This is a genomic window from Cupriavidus sp. FW305-26, assembly GCF_058787975.1.
In genome coordinates, this window is record NZ_JBYTAH010000077.1 from 13,688 (window position 1) to 31,838 (window position 18,151).

Sequence of the window (18,151 nt, forward strand, 5' to 3'; positions counted from 1 at the left end):
GTCAACTCCAGCGCGGGCTCTGCGATGAGCCAGGCTTCGAGCATGTTGGCGATGAGTACGCCGGCCGATTGCAGGTCGATGGAGTTGGTGAGCGACAGCGGCGACTGGCTCACCGACGCCCCTTATAGCGCCTCGCGGCGGCGTAATAGTTCGCGATTGATCTCGCAGATCTCCTCGATGATCTCGCGGACCCGGTGATAGTTCGCCAGGTGTTCGGTGACGTCGGCGTAATCGGCCTGTGGCACGTAGTCCATTTGTGGTCGGCGCCCGGGAAAACTCACCGACAAGTAGTACTTGGGGCCATGACCTGGGCCATCGGCGCACTTGCAGCCGGGCTTGCCGCAGCGCTTGTAGCGTTCGATGAGCGAGCCCCGCAAGAGCGTGTCCAACGCCGGCATTTGCTTGAGCAATTGCGCGCGACGCCTGCGTAATGTTGACGACGGAATATCTTCCATTGGCGGACCACGTTAAAAACTGGTCTGATAGTAGGGCAATGAAATGCATTGATCAAGCTCCTTTGGTTGATGACTTCTTGGAGGACGAAGCGGCAAGCTGGTCGATCAACGCGATCAGCTCCAGCAGCATGCCCAGATCGAAGCGAGACACAGGGATCTCGCAATCGTCTTCGACGGCAGGCGCGCCCCAGTCGGTCCATTCGCGGGCAATGCTGAAGCTGCCGCGCTCGACATGACCCAGTAGCAATGTGTCGACGCCTGTCACCCGGCGCGTCTTCAGGACCGGAAAACGCTGGCCCCGGAGCGGATGAAACGGATGGCGGATCTCAGCCCATCCCAAATGCTCGTTGAGCGCTTGTGCAGTTCGCGCTGACCGTCCCCTCTGCGCTCGACAGGTTCGTCCAGCAGGCAGTGTTGCAGGTGCTGCAAAGGCAGTGGGACCCGACGTTCTCGGACTCCAGTTACGGCTTCCGTCCGGGACGCTCGGCGCATCAGGCCGTGGAGCGCGCACAGGGCTACATCCAGGCAGGGCATCGCTGGGTTGTAGACCTCGACCTCGAGAAATTTTTCGATCGCGTGAACCACGATATCCTGATGAGCCGGGTGGCGAAGCGGGTCAGCGACAGGCGCGTCCTGAAGCTGATCCGCTCCTTCCTGACGGCAGGTGTGCTGGAGAACGGGCTGGTTGGTGCAACGGACGAGGGCACGCCCCAGGGCGGTCCGCTGTCACCGTTGTTATCCAATCTGTTGCTCGACGATCTAGACCGCGAGCTTGAGCGACGCGGACTGCGCTTCGTGAGGTACGCAGACGACTGTAACGTCTACGTGCGCAGCGAACGCGCGGGCCAACGGGTGATGGGTGGGCTGAAAGCCTTCCTCACCAGCAAGCTGAAGTTGAAGGTCAACGAGGCGAAGAGCGCGGTCGCCCGGCCACACACTCGGAAGTTTCTGGGCTTCACCTTCTTGGGGCGGGAGCAGGTCAGAAGGCGCATCGCGCCCAAGGCCCTGGCTCGCTTCAAGGATCGGGTCCGGGAACTGACGCAACGCTCGCGCGGGATCAGCGTCGACCAGTTGATCGGCACGCTGAAACGATATCTGACGGGCTGGCGTGGCTACTTTGGTTTCTGTGAAACGCCCAGCGTGCTCAAGCAACTGGATGAATGGACCCGACGCCGCCTACGCTGCTTCTTCTGGACGCAGTGGAAGCGTGGCCGGACCCGATTCCGGGAGCTAGTTGCGCGAGGCGTGGACCGCAACCTTGCCGCACAAACGGCGGGTTCGCCCCACGGTGTCTGGCGCCTAAGCCACAGCCCGGCACTGAACAAGGCGCTGTCGAATCGTTACTTCCGCTCGTTGGGCCTTCCGTCGCTGGGACCATCGCCGATCAACTGATCCGAACCGCCGTGTACGGACCCGTATGCACGGTGGTGTGGGAGGAGGCAGGCCGCGAGGCCTGCCCCTATCCCGATCGAAGATCAGCCGCGCTTTCGGTTTTTGACGCCGTTGTAGACGACCAGGACGGCCTCCAGAAGACACCACCCAATCAGGACAGTGAAGACGAAGCGGTTAATGCCTTGAGTCGTGGACAGGTATTCAAACATGGCTCGGTATCCTCCTGTTTTCTCTGAATGCTATTAGGTTGCCACATGAAGAGGCGGAGTCAAGCGCCGCCGTGCGCCGCAGATTCTCGCTTAGCCGAATCGCGCCATTGCGTCATTGAGCGCACCGAGATCCAGTCCCGCAAGCGGATCAGGACCGTCCGCGGCAGGCTCAGATGCGGGCGCCGGTGTAGCCCGTGGCCGCTCCTGTGCATGGGCTGAGGCAACCTGCGGTCGATCCGCAGCAAGCCGGCCTGCCGCAGCCGGCGACAATGGCAGGATCGCGGCTACTGTAGCGTATGGTGCGGCGGTCTCCCGCTCCCTCGCTCCTGAGGGTTCGGGGTGAGCCAGCAGCGGTGGAGGCGGTACCGGTGCTGCAACGGTCGGCGTCGTTGCAGCAGTGGGAGGACGCAGCAGCGTGTCGGGACCAGCGCTGAGCACAAGCTGCAGCCCCCGTTGCGCGAGCAGTTTAAGCATGAACGCCCGCTCCCGAGCTCCCGGGAACTGCCGCAGATACGCGAGCAGATCAGGAGCCGAGTCGGCGGACAGCGTCACGGTCATCTGGAGCTTGTCCATGGCGGGCGTCCTCAGGCGGCCTTGGCGACTTGCCGTGCGGAACCGATGGTATAGAAGCCGCGAACGTTGGCGAAGCAGGGCGCGTCCATGATGTGGATCACGTTGTGCGGGAAGGCAGCACGAATTGTCGGGGCGTAGAGCTGGGCCCCGCCACCAGTCAGGATGATTGCCCGGATATCGTCGGTGCGGCCGACGCGTGCCTGGATTTCCTTGACCGGCTGATGGGTGACGGCCATGGCCTCTGCCAGGTAGGGCGAAACGTCCAGATCCTGACCGAAAAACACCATTGGCTTGGCGTCGCGGATGGCCTTGTCGATGCGTTCGATGCTGTCGGTGGGATGCCCACGGTCAGCCGAGATGAGGCTTGCCACCTGTTGGTAGATGCGCGCGACGCCTCCAGGCACCCCGCCGCTTCGCGTGTCGTCCATGGTGTAGCCACGCGCCACCACCCAATCGGTTGTGAAGTAGCCGACATCGATCACCAGGTATGCGTTCTCAGGGTCGTACTTCTTGCCGTTTTGCTGGATGTACGTAATCAGCGTGCCCAGCGGCTGCGGCAGCGGGAGCACGCTGTTGATGTGAACGTCGCCCCACCCAAAGTTATGGGTGCCGGTGAAACGGTCCTTGAGGTAGGCAGCGTACTTCAGCGTATTGTGCACCGGCAGGCCCAGGACGAGCCGATCAACTTCCATGGCATTGGCATAGTGCAGCGAGCCGGCGAGCAGGGCAGCGTAGTTGGGTGTCGTTACATAATCCTCAGACAGGGAGCGACCGGTATGGACATGAGCGGCGCTCAGCGAAACATCGGGTCCGACCTCGTATCGCGCACCATCGACCTCCACATTCACTACGTTTCGAGCCCGGAAGATGCCGCCGGTATGCGCGGTGAGAGAGGACGTTGCGGCAATGGGTGCCAGCGAGGGGAACATGTTGGTTGCGATGTCCGAGCCAAGCGGAAAGGCGGACTTGGTGTTGCCGTAGCCAACATCGATTGCGACGGTCGAGATTCTCATTTGTGCTCCTTGGCGATTCATTGAAGTGGATGGCTCCGATGTGTCGAATGTCCTTCGTGTTCCGAGCAAGTGGGACTTTGTACCTCCGAGCCCCATTCACTCGCCTCAGGTCGGTGGGAGCATCTGGGACTTGGTCGGACTTTGTCGGTCTTGCTTTGAGAGCGTCGGATTAGATGGCACATCGACATAGCCCACTCTACCGTCGGAAAATCGAAGTCAAGTCGCCGAAAGCTCGCGATTTTGCAGTGGCAAACGTTGCCGTTTGGCCCATGCCTGGTATATGCTTCGAGCACTTACCGCGTCCCCGACGCATCGACCTCGCCGCCAGTTGCGCGGCAAATCCAGCACGCAAAACCCCGACATTCGGGCCTTGCGATCGCCAGTTGTTCACGCCGGAAATTGAAACGGCATTTTTTTCAATTAAATCAAATGGACCGTGTCGGATAGTGAGGACACCGGACACCGCGATACCAAGCCGATTGGCGGTCTGTTCGTGAAAATAGACCGCAGTGTGGACAATTCCGAAGCCGGACACCGGACAGGTGCTCTGTGGAATTTCCACGAATGCCCGACGCCCTTTCAGCCGCTTGGCTGGGCGCGGATCACGAAGCCCGACACACCGCAGCAGGGATGATCCGGCTTTGGGGCGGGGAGCTGTTTGCGTACCGAACGAGCGGTGGACGCAGGCTTCTGAGCAATATCGACCCGGGGGGCGCTACCGGTACCAGAACGGCGCAACAAGTAATCACTCATCACGGCATCGGCCGGCTGCACCAGGACGAAATCCCTGGCGCCGTCAGGCTGGCATCCATTGATGCACCGGATAGGGTGGCCGCGCAGCGGCGTGCAAGGCGAAGGCCTGCGCCCGCACTGCGGACAGTCACGACGCATTGCTTCCATGCTCAGGGCTGATCGGTTTGGCATCGCTAAAGGACAGGAAGGTAGTGGCAAGACCGGCTGGGTGGGCTGGAAAGCTGGGGGTGGTACCCCGGAGCACCGAGGGGACAAAGCCGGATCGGGGGTCGGCGCTGTCCAGCAGCGAGCTGCGAGGTCCCATGGCGGACACTCGCCCGTGGCCGCACGCGCGAAGCGCAAAAGTTCGAGAACGCCGTATGACTAAGACTATCAACCTGCGCCCCATCATTAACCAATACAACCTGCCGGAGAGATTCAAGGCTGAGTTCGCAGTACTGGCTGCGGAACACTTGCACCTGCCGCATAGCGGGACGCGAGTTAGCGGCAGATCGCTGTCGCAGATGTCACAGCGACAGCGCGTGCAGGCACTTCTCGCCATGTTCGTGGAGCTGCGCAGCATTGGTGGCATGGCCGTAACCTCGCCCTACAGCATTCGGCAGAAGCACATCCGCTGGCTGGTCCAGTATTGGGTGGAGGAGCGCAAGCTGAACGTGGGAACGGTGGAGCTACGCCTCACCCACCTGCGTGCGCTGATGTCATGGATGGGGAAGACCAACGTGGTCGGCCGAATCGAAGACTATGTGCAGCGACCGGCCGGATACGAGCGCAGCTATGTTGCGCGCGAAGACCGTTCGTGGGATGGCAAGGGCATTGATGCGGCGGCGAAGATCGCCGAGATCGCGGTCACGGACGCCCACGTCGCACTGCAGCTCAAGCTGGAAGCTGGCTTTGGCCTGCGAGCAAAGGAAAGCTGGCGATTGCGGCCTGCTTTGGACGTCCTGCCATCGGGAATGCTGCTCGTGCATGACGGCACAAAAGGCGGGCGCGCCCGCCGGGTCCCGATAGAGTTCGGCTGGCAGTACGAGTTGCTCGGGCAAGCGGCAACACTTGCATACGTCACGAATCCGGAGCGAGGCACGCTGATGCCTGCTTCCTTCTCCCAGACTCGGTGGCGCCGACGCTTCTATACCGTTCTGGAGAAGCACGGAATCACCAAAGACGGCGACGGTGTGACGGCGCACGGGCTGCGTCACCAATACCTGCAGCAGATGTATAAGCGGGAGAGCGGCCAGCCGGCGGCTGTGAAGGGGAGCGGGCCAGTTGTTGATGTGGAGGCACACCGCGAAGCGATGCGCAAGGTGGTGGAGGCCGCTGGCCACAGCCGGGCGACCAAAGCGAATGCCTATCTTTCTACCTATTCCACCCAGTTGAGCTTGGGTAAGAAGGAACCCACTCTGAATGAGGTCAAGGCCGCTATCTTGGCCGCCGATGGCAACAAAGCAGTGGCTGCGCGGCAGCTTGGGATTTCAAGGACCAAGCTTTATCGAATTCTCGCGAAGGAGGGCTGAGGCCGGGACTGCTCTTCGGAAGCGGGCTCTTATCCGACGCTGGTCGGCCGGCCTTCCGGCCAGTATCGGCAAACGCTCGATCGCGAAGGTATGAGCATGCTCATACTGTTTTCCCAGAATGCTCGCAGGAGAAGGGTCGCTTTTACCGAAAAGCCGCGTCGCTCCATCGAGCAAAATCTAGCGAGGGCTCGATCCAGCGCTGCCGCGAGCGGCACGTTGCCATTTCTGTTGCGGCAACTGGGGGGTCTTTGAGCTAGCAAAGCTATCTGGACTGGGGCTGGCTGGTTCTTTCCATACTCGTACTCACGGCGGTCCTTGCGATCCCTTTTGCAGGAACTGGTAGCGCCATGGCCTGCACTTGGGTCGTTTCGTCCGGTATCGCTTTGCCTTATCGAACCGCGACAATCGACTGCGTGCAAAGCCAGCGTACGGCCGCAAGAGCTCATCCAACAACCGTGAAGGTCGGTGCGCTGTGGAACGCGAGTTGGGGACGATCGTGCGTAGGCTGCCGCCAGCGCGACCAAGGAGCCGGCCGCGCGGACAAGCTCCTGTACAGCGTCTGGAGCCGGCACCGCCTTTGCCGAGTCGGCGCTGGCCAGCCAGGCGAATGAAACGCGCCCGCGCTGGCCGCTCGCCCGGATGCCGGCATGGGCGGTGGCAAGTCCATCGGGGACATTCGCATCGACTTTGGCAGCGATGGGAAGGGATCCACGCCGGCAAAGTGAACCAGTTCTGCGATGCTCACTACACTGTATGCAGGTGCCGCATCATTGCGCGCGATGTAGGCTGCGGCTGGTGCGCAAAAGTCGGCATTCATCCGCGACGCTGGCGCGCTGCGGGGGCGAATCCGCTTCCCTGATTTCGTCCGGAAGGCCTGCCAGCCTAAAGCTCTCGGCCTGCGACGCCTTGTCGCCAAAGTCGGCGCTGGATGCCAGGTGCCACGGTCGAGCCCAGCGCCACGTCCATAGTCGCGCAAGCTGCCTCGCTCACCGGCAGGCAACCGCTCTTCCTCGTAGAAGTCGCTGTCCCGCGGCAGCGCGCGAGCGGCATCAGCCGCCCCCCGAGTGAGGTGTTCGCAGACCAGAGCGCCGTTCGCGTCTGGGCGGAGTGCATGACCGCATATGCGCATTAGCACAGAATTCGGGTGTGGCTGGCCTTGGTGATGACCGGCTGCTGGCCATGAGCGAATACGTAAGCACAGGCTGGTGCCGGTAAGTCCTTGGCGCCGACCTTGGTCGGTGCGAGGAAGAAGAGGATCGAGAGGGCGGGCGGCCGCAGCATTTGGATTTCCAGATCAAAGTAGCGCTTCCAGCTTGCCGCAGGCCGGGCGAAGTCAAGGTTCGGTGCTATCCGGAAGGCTGTCCACGGCTCGGGCGACGAACTCTTCTAGAATTGGGAACGGCCATTCGTCGTTCTCCTTCGCCTCTTCAGCGATGATCGCAGTCAGGGCGGGTACGTGTTCGAACCGGACCATTGGGGCACCATCGATATAGATAACCTTGGATCGCCGAACAACCTTACGATAGCGGCCGGCATCCTCGATGACGGTCTCCGGCGGCGAGACGTGCTTGAACTGAAAACCCGGCTGCGCCAACGCTGCGGCCATGGCTGCGAATTTCGGCCCGTTCGTTGCCCAATCGGTGGTAGTCGATGCGAGCAGGTTCAGGAAATAGGGGATGTCGGACGAGGTCAGCTCACGCCGGGCGAGCATGGAAATCGTCTGCTGGTCTGCCGGCCGGTGTTCCACCCGGGAGTTCCAGATCGCGCGCAACTGCGCAGAAGCGGTGTCCGTGTCGGTGGATTCCAGGCGGACTGGCGACGTTGAGATACCGCATTCCTCACAGACGACGACAGCCTGCAGACGGCCGGCGATGAAGAGGGGGGCGCCATCGCAGTGGGCGCAGTTGAGCAGGCCGGTTGGCATGGCAAGGTCCGGGTGGAGAAGCCGGAATTATGCCTTGCACCGGCCGGCTGCCCGTTAAGATCGCTCGTCGGGCTGTTCGAATACCGGCTCGTTGATGGCGAGGTATCGCGTCGAAGTGCTGAGCAGGCCGCGGCGCGCCGTGCCCTGGAAGCCCTGCAGCATTTCGCTGTGGTCGCGAAGCGTCCGGCCGATCTGCCAGAACTCGTTGAGCCAGTGACCCTCAGGCCCCATCGAACCGCCGTGGCGGCCGGTTGCGATCGCGCCGCGGATGGCTAGGACGGTCTCAGGCTTCGGGTATTCGGATTGGTCGTTTTCGAACTGCTGCATTGCTACCTTGGTTGATTGGCCCAGTGCAGGGCCGGGTGGAGGTGGAACCCGGCGGCCTCTCGAAACAACTCGGCGGCACGGCGGATATATTGAAGAATCCATTCTGAGACGAGCCTGCGTCGGCCAATACGTCCAGCGCCGAGGCCAGTTCGAACCGTGCCGCGGAACGGTTCGATGACCCGGTCGCCTGGTTCGGTGAGAAAGCGGACAAAGAACTCAGGAATTGCCGTCGGCTGCATGGTGCCATGAAGTGGCAACCCGAGCGCTACGGCTTCCTGCCGTACTGCACCGCTGGCCCCGCTCGAGCACATTTCGCGATAGTCGGCCCGGTGTGGGCTCGCCAAAGGACCGGGGCCGGATTCGGTAGGCGCCATCACCATAGACGGTGGTTCTGCGCTCCCCGCCGGCGTCCATCAGGCGCTGGTGACATGCCGTGTGCGCCTCCAGCACACGCAGGTTGTTGGCGCGGACGCTGGCCGGGTCGTTCGTGAGCCAGAGTACTCGGCATAGCAGTTGTCGCAGCCCGGGCCCACTTTCGGGCACCCCTGCCACGGTTTCCAGCTGTGGTCTGCCCACTCGATACGGGTGTTCTCACTCATGCTGGCACATCCTCGAACATGTCGATGGTACGGCGTGTCGCGTTCGGGCTGGCCGTCCTCGGCGAGCAGTATTTGACCGATATAGGCCGATCCGAGACCACAGTAAGGGTAATCGGTCTCGGTCCAGCCATCTTCGAAGTCCGCAGGAGTCCGATAGGGGCCGACCAGCTCGTAGCGCGGCTCCGCGCAGTCGCCCTCGATGTCCCGGCGCTCACGTTTGGTGGCGACGAGCGCGGCCTCGGCGTCATCGGCTTGAATGACGGCGCGGTAGACGATCTCAGTGTTGTAGAGCGGCATTGGTGAATCCTCCTTGCCTACCAGGCTTTCGTGGATGGTGAATGCTTTAGTGGACCGCCTGAACTATCGTGAACCTAGCGTAGCGCGCGCGACCCGAAGTCACGCAAGGAGTGAACCATGTGGACTTGCACGAAGTGCCGTCTCTCGGTGATGTTTAACACGGCAGACCCACAGCTGGACGAACGCGGTTTCTTTTTCACCTGCCTTGGGTGTGAACATAGAAATCCGCTCGCCCGGGTTGGACCAACGCACAGGGGCGACGATGATCCCCTGTATCTCGCTCAAGTCGTGGATGCCTAAGGCTCACCAGAGTCCAGCGCCGCCCCGCTTGCCCTGAAGCATCGGACCGGGAACTCGAAGAGCGTCGCGCAGGCGCACTGGTCGCCGCAACGAGCCGAGACGGTTGTCTCTTCAGCCAGGCCATAGCGAATGGCAGAGGCCCGAAGGTGGGCCGCGTCGATGCAATCTTCGGTAAGCGCGGCCAACACCTCCTGCGCAAAGCCGTTCAGGCGCGCAAGTTCCGCGCCGATAGGGCCGTGGATGTAGAGGTAAAGGCCGTTCTGCATCTTGCGAACGGCCATCGTTTCGGCGGCCATGCGGGCCAACAGTGCTTCCGCAGCCTCCCAGCCAATGCGCAGATGGCGCTGGATTAGCGCCACCGACGCGGCGCGGTGTTGGTGGACCAGTTCCATTGCCCTATGGAACAATTCTCCATCCATCGCTGCGTGTTCAGCCTGCATGGGTGGCCTCCGAGGCTGTCCCGACAGGGGACGGCAGCCGAACCGCGGAAAGCGGTTGCGCGGGAGCGTTCCATTCGACGAACGGCACGCTGGCGGCGCGGTAGTGCTGGCGCTTTGCCGCCATTCGGGTGACGTACTCCGGGTTGCCAGCCATTCCCAGCACTTCGATTACCACCTCCGGCGATGTGTCGGTCAGCACGAAATCGGGATGAACCGGCGCGTTGACGATGTGCCGGAGCGGTTTGCGGAAGGCGCGCCGCTGTGCCACCAGGTGGTCCGCCATCGCCACCTCGTGCGCCGAGTCGCAAGGCAGAAACTGCGCGTTGGTGAGCATCGCGGCCGCGTCCGCGATCGTCAGGTAGTTCGACTTGGATCGTTCGAACAGCAGGATCGCCACACAACGCTGATCAGGTTGACCCGCCCCCGCGAGCGCCGTGCCATGGGAGCGCCGCCAGCGGGCGAGCAGGAAAATATCTCGGTGGCGCCGTATCACTAGCGTCGGGCGGAGCGTGGAGGTCTTGCCCGCGCCGGCGTAAGCCTTGACCTTGAGGGCGTCGCCGCCCTTCACCGCGTCAACGACGGCGTCCCGCTCGTCGGTCGGGGCCATTAGACCACCTCCAGCGCGGCTTGGCGGTTCACGGATTCCCACGCGCGGCGTCGGATCTCGGCGTGGCCGGCGTCGGCCTCGGCCACCCGGCGTGCCCGGTCACCGCTCAGTTCGTCGACGATGTAGATGAAATTGGTTGCGGTAGTCGGGCCGGGCCAGGACAGCCACTTCGCGCGGATCTGCGCCTTGCCGGCTTCCGGCAACGAAAAGAATCGGGTACGGGCCTTGCGCCACACGCGGGCCTCGAACGCACGCTGGCTCGCTTCGAACCTGTCCGCTTGCCGTTGCCGGCGATCAATCTCTTCGTCGGCTTGGTGCTGCTCCGCGGCGACGTGCTCGGGGAAGAGCGGGTATCGGTCGCGCTCGCGCTGCTGCTTGCGCGCGAAAGCGGCCTGCCGGCGGGCGTTGAACTCGATGGGGGTGTAGCGCCCGAAGCGGGTGAAGCGCATGGTAACGAGGTATCGAATGGTCTATGACCAAGATACCGGCGCCATCGCGAAGTCAAGGCCGCCGGCCGGCGAGATTCGCCAAACACATTCTCAAGGCGCCCGTGGCGGGAGTTGCGCCCGAAAGCTATAGAATTTGGGGTATCTTTTCGGGAAATCCCATGTCATCACCCCAGACCCCCGCCGTTCGCGAGGTTTCCCTCGGCGCGCGGCCCAAGAGCGAACGCGAGTTCATCCCGCCCGGCGACCCGCAATACGCGGAAATCGCGATGCTTGATGCCTTCACGTTCAAGCGCTATCTCGACCGGACGTTCTGGTACCCGAGGCGGGAAGTGCTGCGCTTCGAGGTTCGGGCGATGCCGTCGCCGACCGGCAGCATCTACGACGTCGTGGCGCTGGTCGCGTCGGGGGAGGGCGAGGCGTGGTTTTCTGAGGCCGCAGTGCCCGCACGATGGGACTATGTCGCCATCAGCGAAACCAGTCACGGCCTGTCGAAGATGCAGACCGCCAAGCTGAAGGCAGAGGGCAAGCTGCCCGCTGACTATGAGCCGTTCGGGGACGATGGGCCGGTGCTGGATCACTCCAACCTGGAGAACCCGGAAGAGGTTGACCTGCGCCGGTGGGATGTGGTGAACCGCGTGCGCGAGGCAAGCCGGCAGCGACGCGCGACAGGTTGAGCCGCAGCTGGGGGGACTTGTCCCCGAGCGACGATTCGCAGTAATATCCGCCCGATTCTTCGCGCTTTCAGCGCATCGACCCTGCCGGTGTACCGGCCATCTTTTTTTTCCACCCATTGGGGCTTTGCCCAATGGGGAAGGCTCCATTCTTTTTTGGAGCCTTGCATGGTTGTCTCCTCCCGTATCAGCGCTCTGGCTGTCTTTGCGACGGTCATCAACCTGTTCGCGGTCCTGTATTTTCTTATCTTCACCGCCGACGATCGCCTTGCGATGATGCAAGTGCACTTCGTTGCCGAAATCGAGTTTCTGGTCCTGATCAGTTGGCTTCTTGCGAAGCTGTCGATTGCGGAGCAGAAGCCTTCCATTGCAGGCTGACCCATCGCGGGCGCCTGCCAATCCATCCACTACCCACCGGGGAAACGTCCCCGGTGGGGCGTTTCTCCAACTCGCTTGAGGAAACGCTATGTTCATCCACTCTCTTTCCATCGAAGTCGGGCCGGTGCCTGCCGATGAATCCTGCGCGCAGGTCGGGCACCCCGACTATGAGGCGAAATCTCGCCTGGAATGCGCGGTCTACATCCGTCAGCTGAAGCGGGTCTTTGGCAATCCGGATCCGCTCACGCTCACGTTTGAGCGCCGCGGATTTGCGCACGACCTCGGCCGTTACCATGAAGTGGTTGCCATCATGACGGCTGCGGGCGCGGATCTATTCGACGAAGCCAAGGTCCCGACGGGCTGGGATGCGATAGCGCGCGCGGAGCTCACATGGCTGCGCCTACAAGCACGGTGGCGCGAGCAGGTCGTTGCCGGAGCTGTCGACATGACGGAAGTGCCGGCCGTGTTCTGCAGCACCACGATTCCGGATTTCCCTGATCACCCGGTTTCGGCCTGGTGGGCGATGGGCTTCTCGCCCTTGCCCGCTGGTCCGGCGATCTCCCTGCACTAATTTGGAGGCCGCATGTACAACGAAATCATTGAGCGCTTCGTCAGGGCCCAGGAGGCGGCATGTGCAGCCTATCGTTCGGCTGCGAGCTTCGAGCGCGAGTGCCTGGCAGGCATCCCCGGGAACAGCCACACTGTGGAGATTCGCTCCGAGTATGGAACGGCCAGGGAGCTTGAAAGCTTCTGCTCTTCGCTTGCCGGCAATGTGGTCAACCGCGCTCGCCGCGAGTTTGCTCCTGCGGGAACACGTCTGGACATCGACGATACCAAAGAGCATGAGCACGCGGGCCTGGACATCGGCAAGGCGCTCAAGGCTGGGAAGATCCCCGACATTGACGGGCTGTGGGCGTCGCTTCATGACCGCTATGGCGGGAGTGGCGGCAAGGAACTGGCCTACCAGCAAGCTGCGCAGCGGATCATCAAAGGCTTCTGGCTCAACCGGCGCAATGAGGTTCAGCGCACCGCGTCAGCGGTGATTCTGCGCATGCGAGTGACTTCGGAAGGCTGCTACGGGCGATCGTGCAGGAAGGTGGGCTACTACAGCTGCCAGACTGCCGCGGATTGCCTGCAGGGCCTCACCGCTTTTGCTGCCAAAGCGGGTCACTCGTCGCTGGCCAGTGGCCTCTCGCGTATCAATGTCCACAACATTGAGTACAACTACCGCGAGAAGCAAAGCCATCCTGGGCTTGACATCGTCTTCTTCAAAGACGGGTGGGAGTTCAAGTTTTCCCACCAGGTGGCCGAGGCGTTGATGCTGTTCATCGGCGAATTTGGCGCTGCGTTCATGGAAGAGACGGCCTGACACGCGATGTAAGCTACCGATGGTGAGACGCGGATTCCCGTCACCGGCCATGCCAAATCTGAGAAGCCATTCGAGCCGGCGATGCACCCGATCTCGATGACTTCCGGGAAACGTCTGCGCCGCATCTATGGGGCCAACGGACACGCCATGGCCGTTCAGTAAACGGCCCAGACACTCCCACGGGCCCTTGGGCTAGCCAGCAGTATGGCAGCCCGGCGCACAGCCACGGCGATGCGGATGCGTTTGGTGGCGATATCGGAACAGGTCGACGGCGCCGAACATCCGATGCGGCAACTGCATTTCGGCTCGCTGGAGCGGTGATAGCCGCCTTCTTCGCGCTGGCAGTGTTTGCGCGCTGCATGAGCCACGCGCCGCTGGCAAGTTGCCTGGCAAGGTGCCACGCAAGCGATCCATTCCAGCCGCAGCAGCGTCAGACCCTCCCTGGCCTCAACAACATCCAGTTAAACGAGTACTGGGAGTTGCGCTTCGCACTTCCGATCGCGGGCACGTTGCTGGCCTTCGTCCAGCAGCAGGCTGGCACCTACCGAGTTTGAATGGCGGATTTCGCATTCGATCCACTACATGCCTCGTCTTTGATGGGGCGTTTTTCTTATGGGACCTATCATGACCAATTGGTACGAGCCCTTACGGGCTATTGTGAGCCTCGGCTCGCAAGCCGAAAAAGTCGCGCACATGGGCGAGTTGCACGCGGCGCGTAAGCGCCATCTTTCGCAGTTCTTCACCCCGGATGTGATCGCCCGCCTGATGTGGGGTGTGGTGGCCGACTGGTTGCCGGATCGGAAGGTGTCCATCCTGGACAATTCTGTCGGGTCCGGCCGTCTGCTGCAGTTTGCAGATCCGGTCAGGTACAGCCTCTTTGGTGTGGACGTGCACAAACCAACGATCGAGATAATTCAACAAGCAATCGAGGCAGCCGGCTTCGACGGCAGCTTTCGGCACGCTGGGATGGAGGATATTCATCCGCGCAGATTCGATATCGCGCTAATAAATCCCCCGTTCTCGATTCATCTGGAGTCGCCACACCTGCAGCCCTACGACTGCACGACATGGGGCCGGTTTGGCCCGCGTACCAGCGCGCTGAGCCATGAGTACGCACTTGCCCAGGCACTCGACGCCTCACAAGTCGTGGTCGCCTTGCTTCCGACCACGTTTGTCGACAAGTTTGCTGATGGGTCGATTCCGCATGGCGAGCCATATAGCGATGCCTCGCGTCGCGTGGTGGGTGCATTCGACCTACCCGCGAACGCGTTTCGTGAGGAAGGCGCCGAAGTGCGCACCTCCATCGCCGTGTTTGCTCGCTACCGCGTGCGGGGAGGCATTCTGCGCCAGCCGGTGCGGGATCTGTCGACACCGTTGCCGAAGCTCCAGCTGGAGTGGGACGAGCGGCGATATGGAGAGCCGAAGCTGGCACACCAGCTGCTGGACGATCACGGTCCCGCTATCACGCGGCCTGTAACCTCGCAGAAACGGGTACGCATCTCGCATGACGGCCGCCGGATCATCCTCGGCTTCGAGTGCGGATTCACCGAGGCGATGGTGCTCAACCATGTGTTGGAACGCCGAATCGTATCGCAGGAAGGTCAGCGGCTACCGAGCGGCTTTTGCTATGCGGGCACGGGTCGGCTGGATCTGGAAACCTACCTCGTGCAGGCAGATCCGATCGCTGCGCTTCGCGAGCTCGTGAGGCTGGTGAAGCGCGCAGGCGGCGAGCCGGAGTTCGCGCCGGGCTTTCTGGAGCATTTGCACCAGCGGCTGCGCCGCAGTGCGCGGCAGGCGCTGCCTCTGCGCCATGCCGTTTGGACAACGGGCGTCGGCGCCGTGAACATGCTCGTTGCGGTCGCGACCAAGACGCATGTGGTCGACACCACCGTCTGGGGAAGCCCGATTATCAAAGCTGGCCAGGCAGTGCAGTTTGCCCGGCAGGCAGATGGTCGATATGAGTACGAGGTGCGCGGGAAGCGCTACGTCGTCTCGTTGGACGAAATCACCACCCGATACAGTGTCGAGAAATCGGCGCAGGCCTGGGAAATCGTCCATGAAGGGCTGCAACGCCGTTATCCGCAACAGGCCAACCAGCTGCGCAAGCGGCTGCTGGCGTTGGGAATCGACAAGTGGTTGGACTGGCAATTCCAGCAGGAAGACCTGGTCGAGCTGCTGATGAAGCCCAACGGCGCAGTAGCGGCATGGGAGCAGGGCTGTGGCAAGTCGCGGCTCGCTGCGGCACTGATCCTGCTGTCCGGGGTTCGGCATGGCCTGATCGTGGTGGAAGCCAGACTGGTCCCGGAGATGCGCGCGGAACTGGGGCAAATTCTGCCGGCGTCGGATGTTCACGTGATCGAGTCGCCGGAAGACCTGAGTACGCTGGGACGAATCAACCTGATCGCCTACGAACGGCTTCGCATGCCGGTATGCCGGAAGGCGTCGCGGCGTGTCACCTATGCCCATCGGCTGCGCCGGCGTATCAGTCTGCTGGTGGCAGACGAGGGCGAGCGGTTGTCGAACCCGACCAGTGACCAGAGCCGCGCGCTATGGCAGCTGTCGGCCAGACGCCGCTATATCCTGACAGGCAGCCCGATCGCCAACTATCCGCGTGACATCTTCGGACTGATCGCGTTCACGGGTGGCGACGGCACTGCGGCCCAGCCGTACGGCTACCGGCGCGGCTACCTCGAGGCGAACTGGCTGGCCACGGCGCAGCATGCCGAACGAGGTATCGACCGCTTCCGCAGTGATTTTGTGGTGCTGGAGTGGGTGACCTGGGAATTTGCGGAGAGCCTGCAGGACGGGGCGAAGCGCGAAGTGCCGAAGATTGGCAATCTCCCGCGGTATCGCCAGATGCTGGCGCCGCACGTGAAGCGTCGCTTGGTCTGCGAGCCCGACGTGTCGCGGTACATCCAGATCGAGCCACCAGCTGTGGAGGTGGTCGAGACGGACTGGGATCCTGCTCACCTGTCGCTCTACCTGCGTACGGCGGACGAGTTTGCCGAATGGTACCGGGACGTCCGCAAGGATGGCCGGCCGAACAATCTGATTGCCATTCTTGCCAGGATCCGTGCGGTGCATTTCGCCGCCAACTACCCGCAGCACGGGGTAGACGGTGTCGGCGGGCTGGCGCAGCTCACCAGCAAGCAACGCGCCGTGGTTAAACGGCTGGTGGCAATTGCCGCCGAAGGGAAGCAGGCCATCCTGTTTGCCGAGAACCCGGGGGTTATCGACCTCATCGCCAGTCAGCTGAAGGCGAAGGGGGTGGAGACCGTGCCGTTCCATGGTGGCATTCCGATTGCGAAGCGCGTGGCCGACAAGGACAAGCGGTTCGTCGGCGGCAACGCCACAGGGCTTCTTTGTACCAAGGCGTCCGGCCGGGCTGGCTACAACCTGCCCAATGCTGACTACGTCCTCTTCTATGATCGTTCGTGGACGTGGCGCATCGAGTATCAGGCGATGCGGCGCGCGCTGCGGTGGAACCGGAAAGGGCAGTTAAAGGTGGTGTATTTCCATCTGCCGGGAAGCGTCGATTGCTATCAGGACCAGATGGTGGCGCACAAACGGGACGCCATGGAGGCTGGTCTGGACTGGGCGACGCCGGAACTCGAAGACGAGGCGTTCCTGCACATGGACACGCTGTTAGACCATTTTGTTGAAGATCTCGCCAAGCTGCACGGCCGCAAGGTCCGGGATCAACGCGAGCTGCTTAAGGAGGCGGCATGAAGACTGACGACTGCAGGATCGCCATTGGCGATGGCTTGGCGACGATCAAGTGCCGCGGCACCCGCGGTACCACCGTGGCAAGGATCCTGGGTACCGTCGAGGCAGACGGGATGGAGGTGATCTGCCTGGATCGGCTGGTGCATGGCATTTTTGAATCGGAGCTGGACGGCTGGCAAGTTGCCGGCGCGGTCACCACGCTGCTGTCGCGGCCCATCGGCCCGCGGCATGGCGTGCACCACTAATCGAATCGCCTGGTCGCGCGCGGCCGGGCTTTCGCTCGTACCTGACTCGACCGAGTCAATATCAGGCGAAAGACGAAAGAAATTGGCGAGCGTTTGGGCGACAGCGAAAGCTGTTCGCCCCATGCTGGTTTCGGCAGCCCCCGCTACGGAAACCCTCTCGCACTTGCTCCCAGCCCTCCCTTCCAGAGGGCATTTTTTTTTGAACAACCGCAGGAGCCAATCCGTTGCTACGATCATCAGGTCGGGTGGGCTAGCGTGGGCCTATTGATCCGGAGGGCTGACTTCGGATACTCTCTTACCACTTTCCGCGTCCCAGACGCATCGATCCGGCACCGCAAGGTGCCAGCTTCTGCAGTACGGTGGCCGCCGGGCCAGTCCATCCATTCCATCCCGCCGGGAACCACGTTCCCGGTGCGGCAACGGGTTCCCCATTCCTCTTCGGAGAACCCCAATGCTATACCCAACTGCTGTCGCCCTTCGCAAGATCCGTACGGCTCGCAGTCCGCGCACGTACTTTGTCCGGTTGAAATGGCTGAAATCACCGAGTCCATCCGGGCTTCCGGTGTCTACCAACCCATCCTACTTCGCCCTATCAACGGACGATGCGTTCGATTTCAAGCTCGTCGCTGGAGAGCAGCGCTACCGTGACGTCGCTCTCCGCTGAATTACGATTGGGAATCACAATGAAAAAATTGCCGGTTAACGACTACTTGACGCTTTCCGCCTTCCACCTATCGGAAGAGACTTTTTGCTGCTTTGGACAAGAGCCCGTTTTGGCTAACAACTTTGCGAGCTATTTTGTGGAGGTCATCAACGTCTACGCACCTTCTGCTAGACACTATGCAATACCAGAGGACCTGGAGAAGGTAATGCAATACGCGATGTCACTTGGCATCACGTTGCTGCATTTCGA

General features: G+C 62.0%; 21 protein-coding genes and 1 pseudogene. 10 read left to right on the forward strand and 12 right to left on the reverse strand.

What is annotated here, in order from left to right; all coding sequences use genetic code 11:
- Positions 1-122 precede the first annotated feature (122 nt).
- Positions 123-455 (reverse strand): DUF6788 family protein, encoded by a 333-nt coding sequence (locus tag AC3WQZ_RS29985; protein WP_058698176.1) that lies wholly within the window; start codon positions 453-455, stop codon positions 123-125.
- A 52-nt stretch (positions 456-507) separates the two neighbouring features.
- A complete protein-coding gene (locus AC3WQZ_RS29990) occupies positions 508-795 on the reverse strand; it encodes a DUF5372 family protein (protein WP_058698175.1) in 288 nt (95 codons plus the stop codon).
- 17 nt (positions 796-812) lie between these two features.
- Between AC3WQZ_RS29990 and ltrA the strand changes: the two genes are divergently transcribed.
- Entirely contained in the window at positions 813-1,847 is a 1,035-nt protein-coding gene (gene ltrA, locus AC3WQZ_RS29995) for a group II intron reverse transcriptase/maturase (RefSeq protein ID WP_081050307.1), read from the forward strand.
- Positions 1,848-1,930: 83 nt separating this feature from the next.
- Here ltrA and AC3WQZ_RS30000 read toward each other — a convergent pair whose 3' ends face one another.
- The 3 genes from AC3WQZ_RS30000 to AC3WQZ_RS30010 all read right to left on the reverse strand — a co-directional run bounded on the left by AC3WQZ_RS30000 (position 1,931) and on the right by AC3WQZ_RS30010 (position 3,642).
- Positions 1,931-2,056: a hypothetical protein gene (locus tag AC3WQZ_RS30000; RefSeq protein WP_256333827.1), complete on the reverse strand. Its 126-nt coding sequence runs from the start codon at positions 2,054-2,056 to the stop codon at positions 1,931-1,933.
- 90 nt (positions 2,057-2,146) lie between these two features.
- The gene (locus AC3WQZ_RS30005; RefSeq protein WP_143010732.1) at positions 2,147-2,629 is read right to left on the reverse strand and encodes a hypothetical protein; all 483 of its coding nucleotides are present in this window, start codon (positions 2,627-2,629) and stop codon (positions 2,147-2,149) included.
- A gap of 11 nt (positions 2,630-2,640) precedes the next feature.
- Positions 2,641-3,642: a PRTRC system protein D gene (locus AC3WQZ_RS30010; protein WP_058698174.1), complete on the reverse strand. Its 1,002-nt coding sequence runs from the start codon at positions 3,640-3,642 to the stop codon at positions 2,641-2,643.
- 1,112 nt (positions 3,643-4,754) lie between these two features.
- On the opposite strand from AC3WQZ_RS30010, the gene AC3WQZ_RS30015 reads away from it, so the two are divergent.
- Positions 4,755-5,906: an integrase domain-containing protein gene (locus tag AC3WQZ_RS30015; protein WP_058698173.1), complete on the forward strand. Its 1,152-nt coding sequence runs from the start codon at positions 4,755-4,757 to the stop codon at positions 5,904-5,906.
- Positions 5,907-7,034: 1,128 nt separating this feature from the next.
- Here the strand turns inward: AC3WQZ_RS30015 and AC3WQZ_RS30020 are convergent.
- The 7 genes and pseudogenes from AC3WQZ_RS30020 to AC3WQZ_RS30050 all read right to left on the reverse strand — a co-directional run bounded on the left by AC3WQZ_RS30020 (position 7,035) and on the right by AC3WQZ_RS30050 (position 10,849).
- On the reverse strand, positions 7,035-7,187 hold the full coding sequence (locus AC3WQZ_RS30020) for a hypothetical protein (RefSeq protein WP_158577659.1): 153 nt from the start codon (positions 7,185-7,187) through the stop codon (positions 7,035-7,037).
- 52 nt (positions 7,188-7,239) lie between these two features.
- Positions 7,240-7,830: a hypothetical protein gene (locus AC3WQZ_RS30025; protein ID WP_058698171.1), complete on the reverse strand. Its 591-nt coding sequence runs from the start codon at positions 7,828-7,830 to the stop codon at positions 7,240-7,242.
- A 54-nt stretch (positions 7,831-7,884) separates the two neighbouring features.
- A complete protein-coding gene (locus AC3WQZ_RS30030; protein ID WP_058698170.1) occupies positions 7,885-8,157 on the reverse strand; it encodes a hypothetical protein in 273 nt (90 codons plus the stop codon).
- Positions 8,158-8,642: 485 nt separating this feature from the next.
- Positions 8,643-8,756, reverse strand: a pseudogene (locus AC3WQZ_RS30035) (DUF5131 family protein); the annotation flags it as partial.
- A 593-nt stretch (positions 8,757-9,349) separates the two neighbouring features.
- Positions 9,350-9,793 carry a DNA translocase FtsK gene (locus AC3WQZ_RS30040; RefSeq protein ID WP_058698168.1) on the reverse strand — a complete coding sequence of 148 codons (444 nt, stop codon included), beginning with the start codon at positions 9,791-9,793 and terminating at the stop codon, positions 9,350-9,352.
- Positions 9,783-10,400 carry a DUF1173 family protein gene (locus tag AC3WQZ_RS30045; protein ID WP_081050304.1) on the reverse strand — a complete coding sequence of 206 codons (618 nt, stop codon included), beginning with the start codon at positions 10,398-10,400 and terminating at the stop codon, positions 9,783-9,785. The genes AC3WQZ_RS30040 and AC3WQZ_RS30045 overlap by 11 nt, the downstream gene beginning before the upstream one ends.
- Positions 10,400-10,849, reverse strand: coding sequence for a hypothetical protein (locus AC3WQZ_RS30050; RefSeq protein ID WP_058698167.1), 450 nt, complete (start codon positions 10,847-10,849; stop codon positions 10,400-10,402). The genes AC3WQZ_RS30045 and AC3WQZ_RS30050 overlap by 1 nt, the downstream gene beginning before the upstream one ends.
- Positions 10,850-11,007: 158 nt before the next feature.
- Between AC3WQZ_RS30050 and AC3WQZ_RS30055 the strand changes: the two genes are divergently transcribed.
- From AC3WQZ_RS30055 to AC3WQZ_RS30090, 8 genes are all read left to right on the forward strand, one after another.
- Positions 11,008-11,523, forward strand: coding sequence for a hypothetical protein (locus AC3WQZ_RS30055; protein ID WP_058698166.1), 516 nt, complete (start codon positions 11,008-11,010; stop codon positions 11,521-11,523).
- A gap of 165 nt (positions 11,524-11,688) precedes the next feature.
- Positions 11,689-11,898 carry a hypothetical protein gene (locus AC3WQZ_RS30060; RefSeq protein WP_058698165.1) on the forward strand — a complete coding sequence of 70 codons (210 nt, stop codon included), beginning with the start codon at positions 11,689-11,691 and terminating at the stop codon, positions 11,896-11,898.
- Positions 11,899-11,986: 88 nt separating this feature from the next.
- Positions 11,987-12,469, forward strand: coding sequence for a hypothetical protein (locus AC3WQZ_RS30065; protein WP_058698164.1), 483 nt, complete (start codon positions 11,987-11,989; stop codon positions 12,467-12,469).
- A 12-nt stretch (positions 12,470-12,481) separates the two neighbouring features.
- A complete protein-coding gene (locus tag AC3WQZ_RS30070) occupies positions 12,482-13,267 on the forward strand; it encodes a hypothetical protein (protein WP_058698163.1) in 786 nt (261 codons plus the stop codon).
- 359 nt (positions 13,268-13,626) lie between these two features.
- Positions 13,627-13,821, forward strand: coding sequence for a hypothetical protein (locus AC3WQZ_RS30075; protein WP_492301806.1), 195 nt, complete (start codon positions 13,627-13,629; stop codon positions 13,819-13,821).
- Positions 13,822-13,891: 70 nt separating this feature from the next.
- On the forward strand, positions 13,892-16,996 hold the full coding sequence (locus AC3WQZ_RS30080) for a DEAD/DEAH box helicase (RefSeq protein WP_058698253.1): 3,105 nt from the start codon (positions 13,892-13,894) through the stop codon (positions 16,994-16,996).
- Positions 16,993-17,238 carry a hypothetical protein gene (locus tag AC3WQZ_RS30085; RefSeq protein WP_058698161.1) on the forward strand — a complete coding sequence of 82 codons (246 nt, stop codon included), beginning with the start codon at positions 16,993-16,995 and terminating at the stop codon, positions 17,236-17,238. The genes AC3WQZ_RS30080 and AC3WQZ_RS30085 overlap by 4 nt, the downstream gene beginning before the upstream one ends.
- Positions 17,239-17,882: 644 nt before the next feature.
- On the forward strand, positions 17,883-18,151 hold a 269-nt coding region (locus AC3WQZ_RS30090; protein ID WP_492301807.1), incomplete at its 3' end, for a hypothetical protein.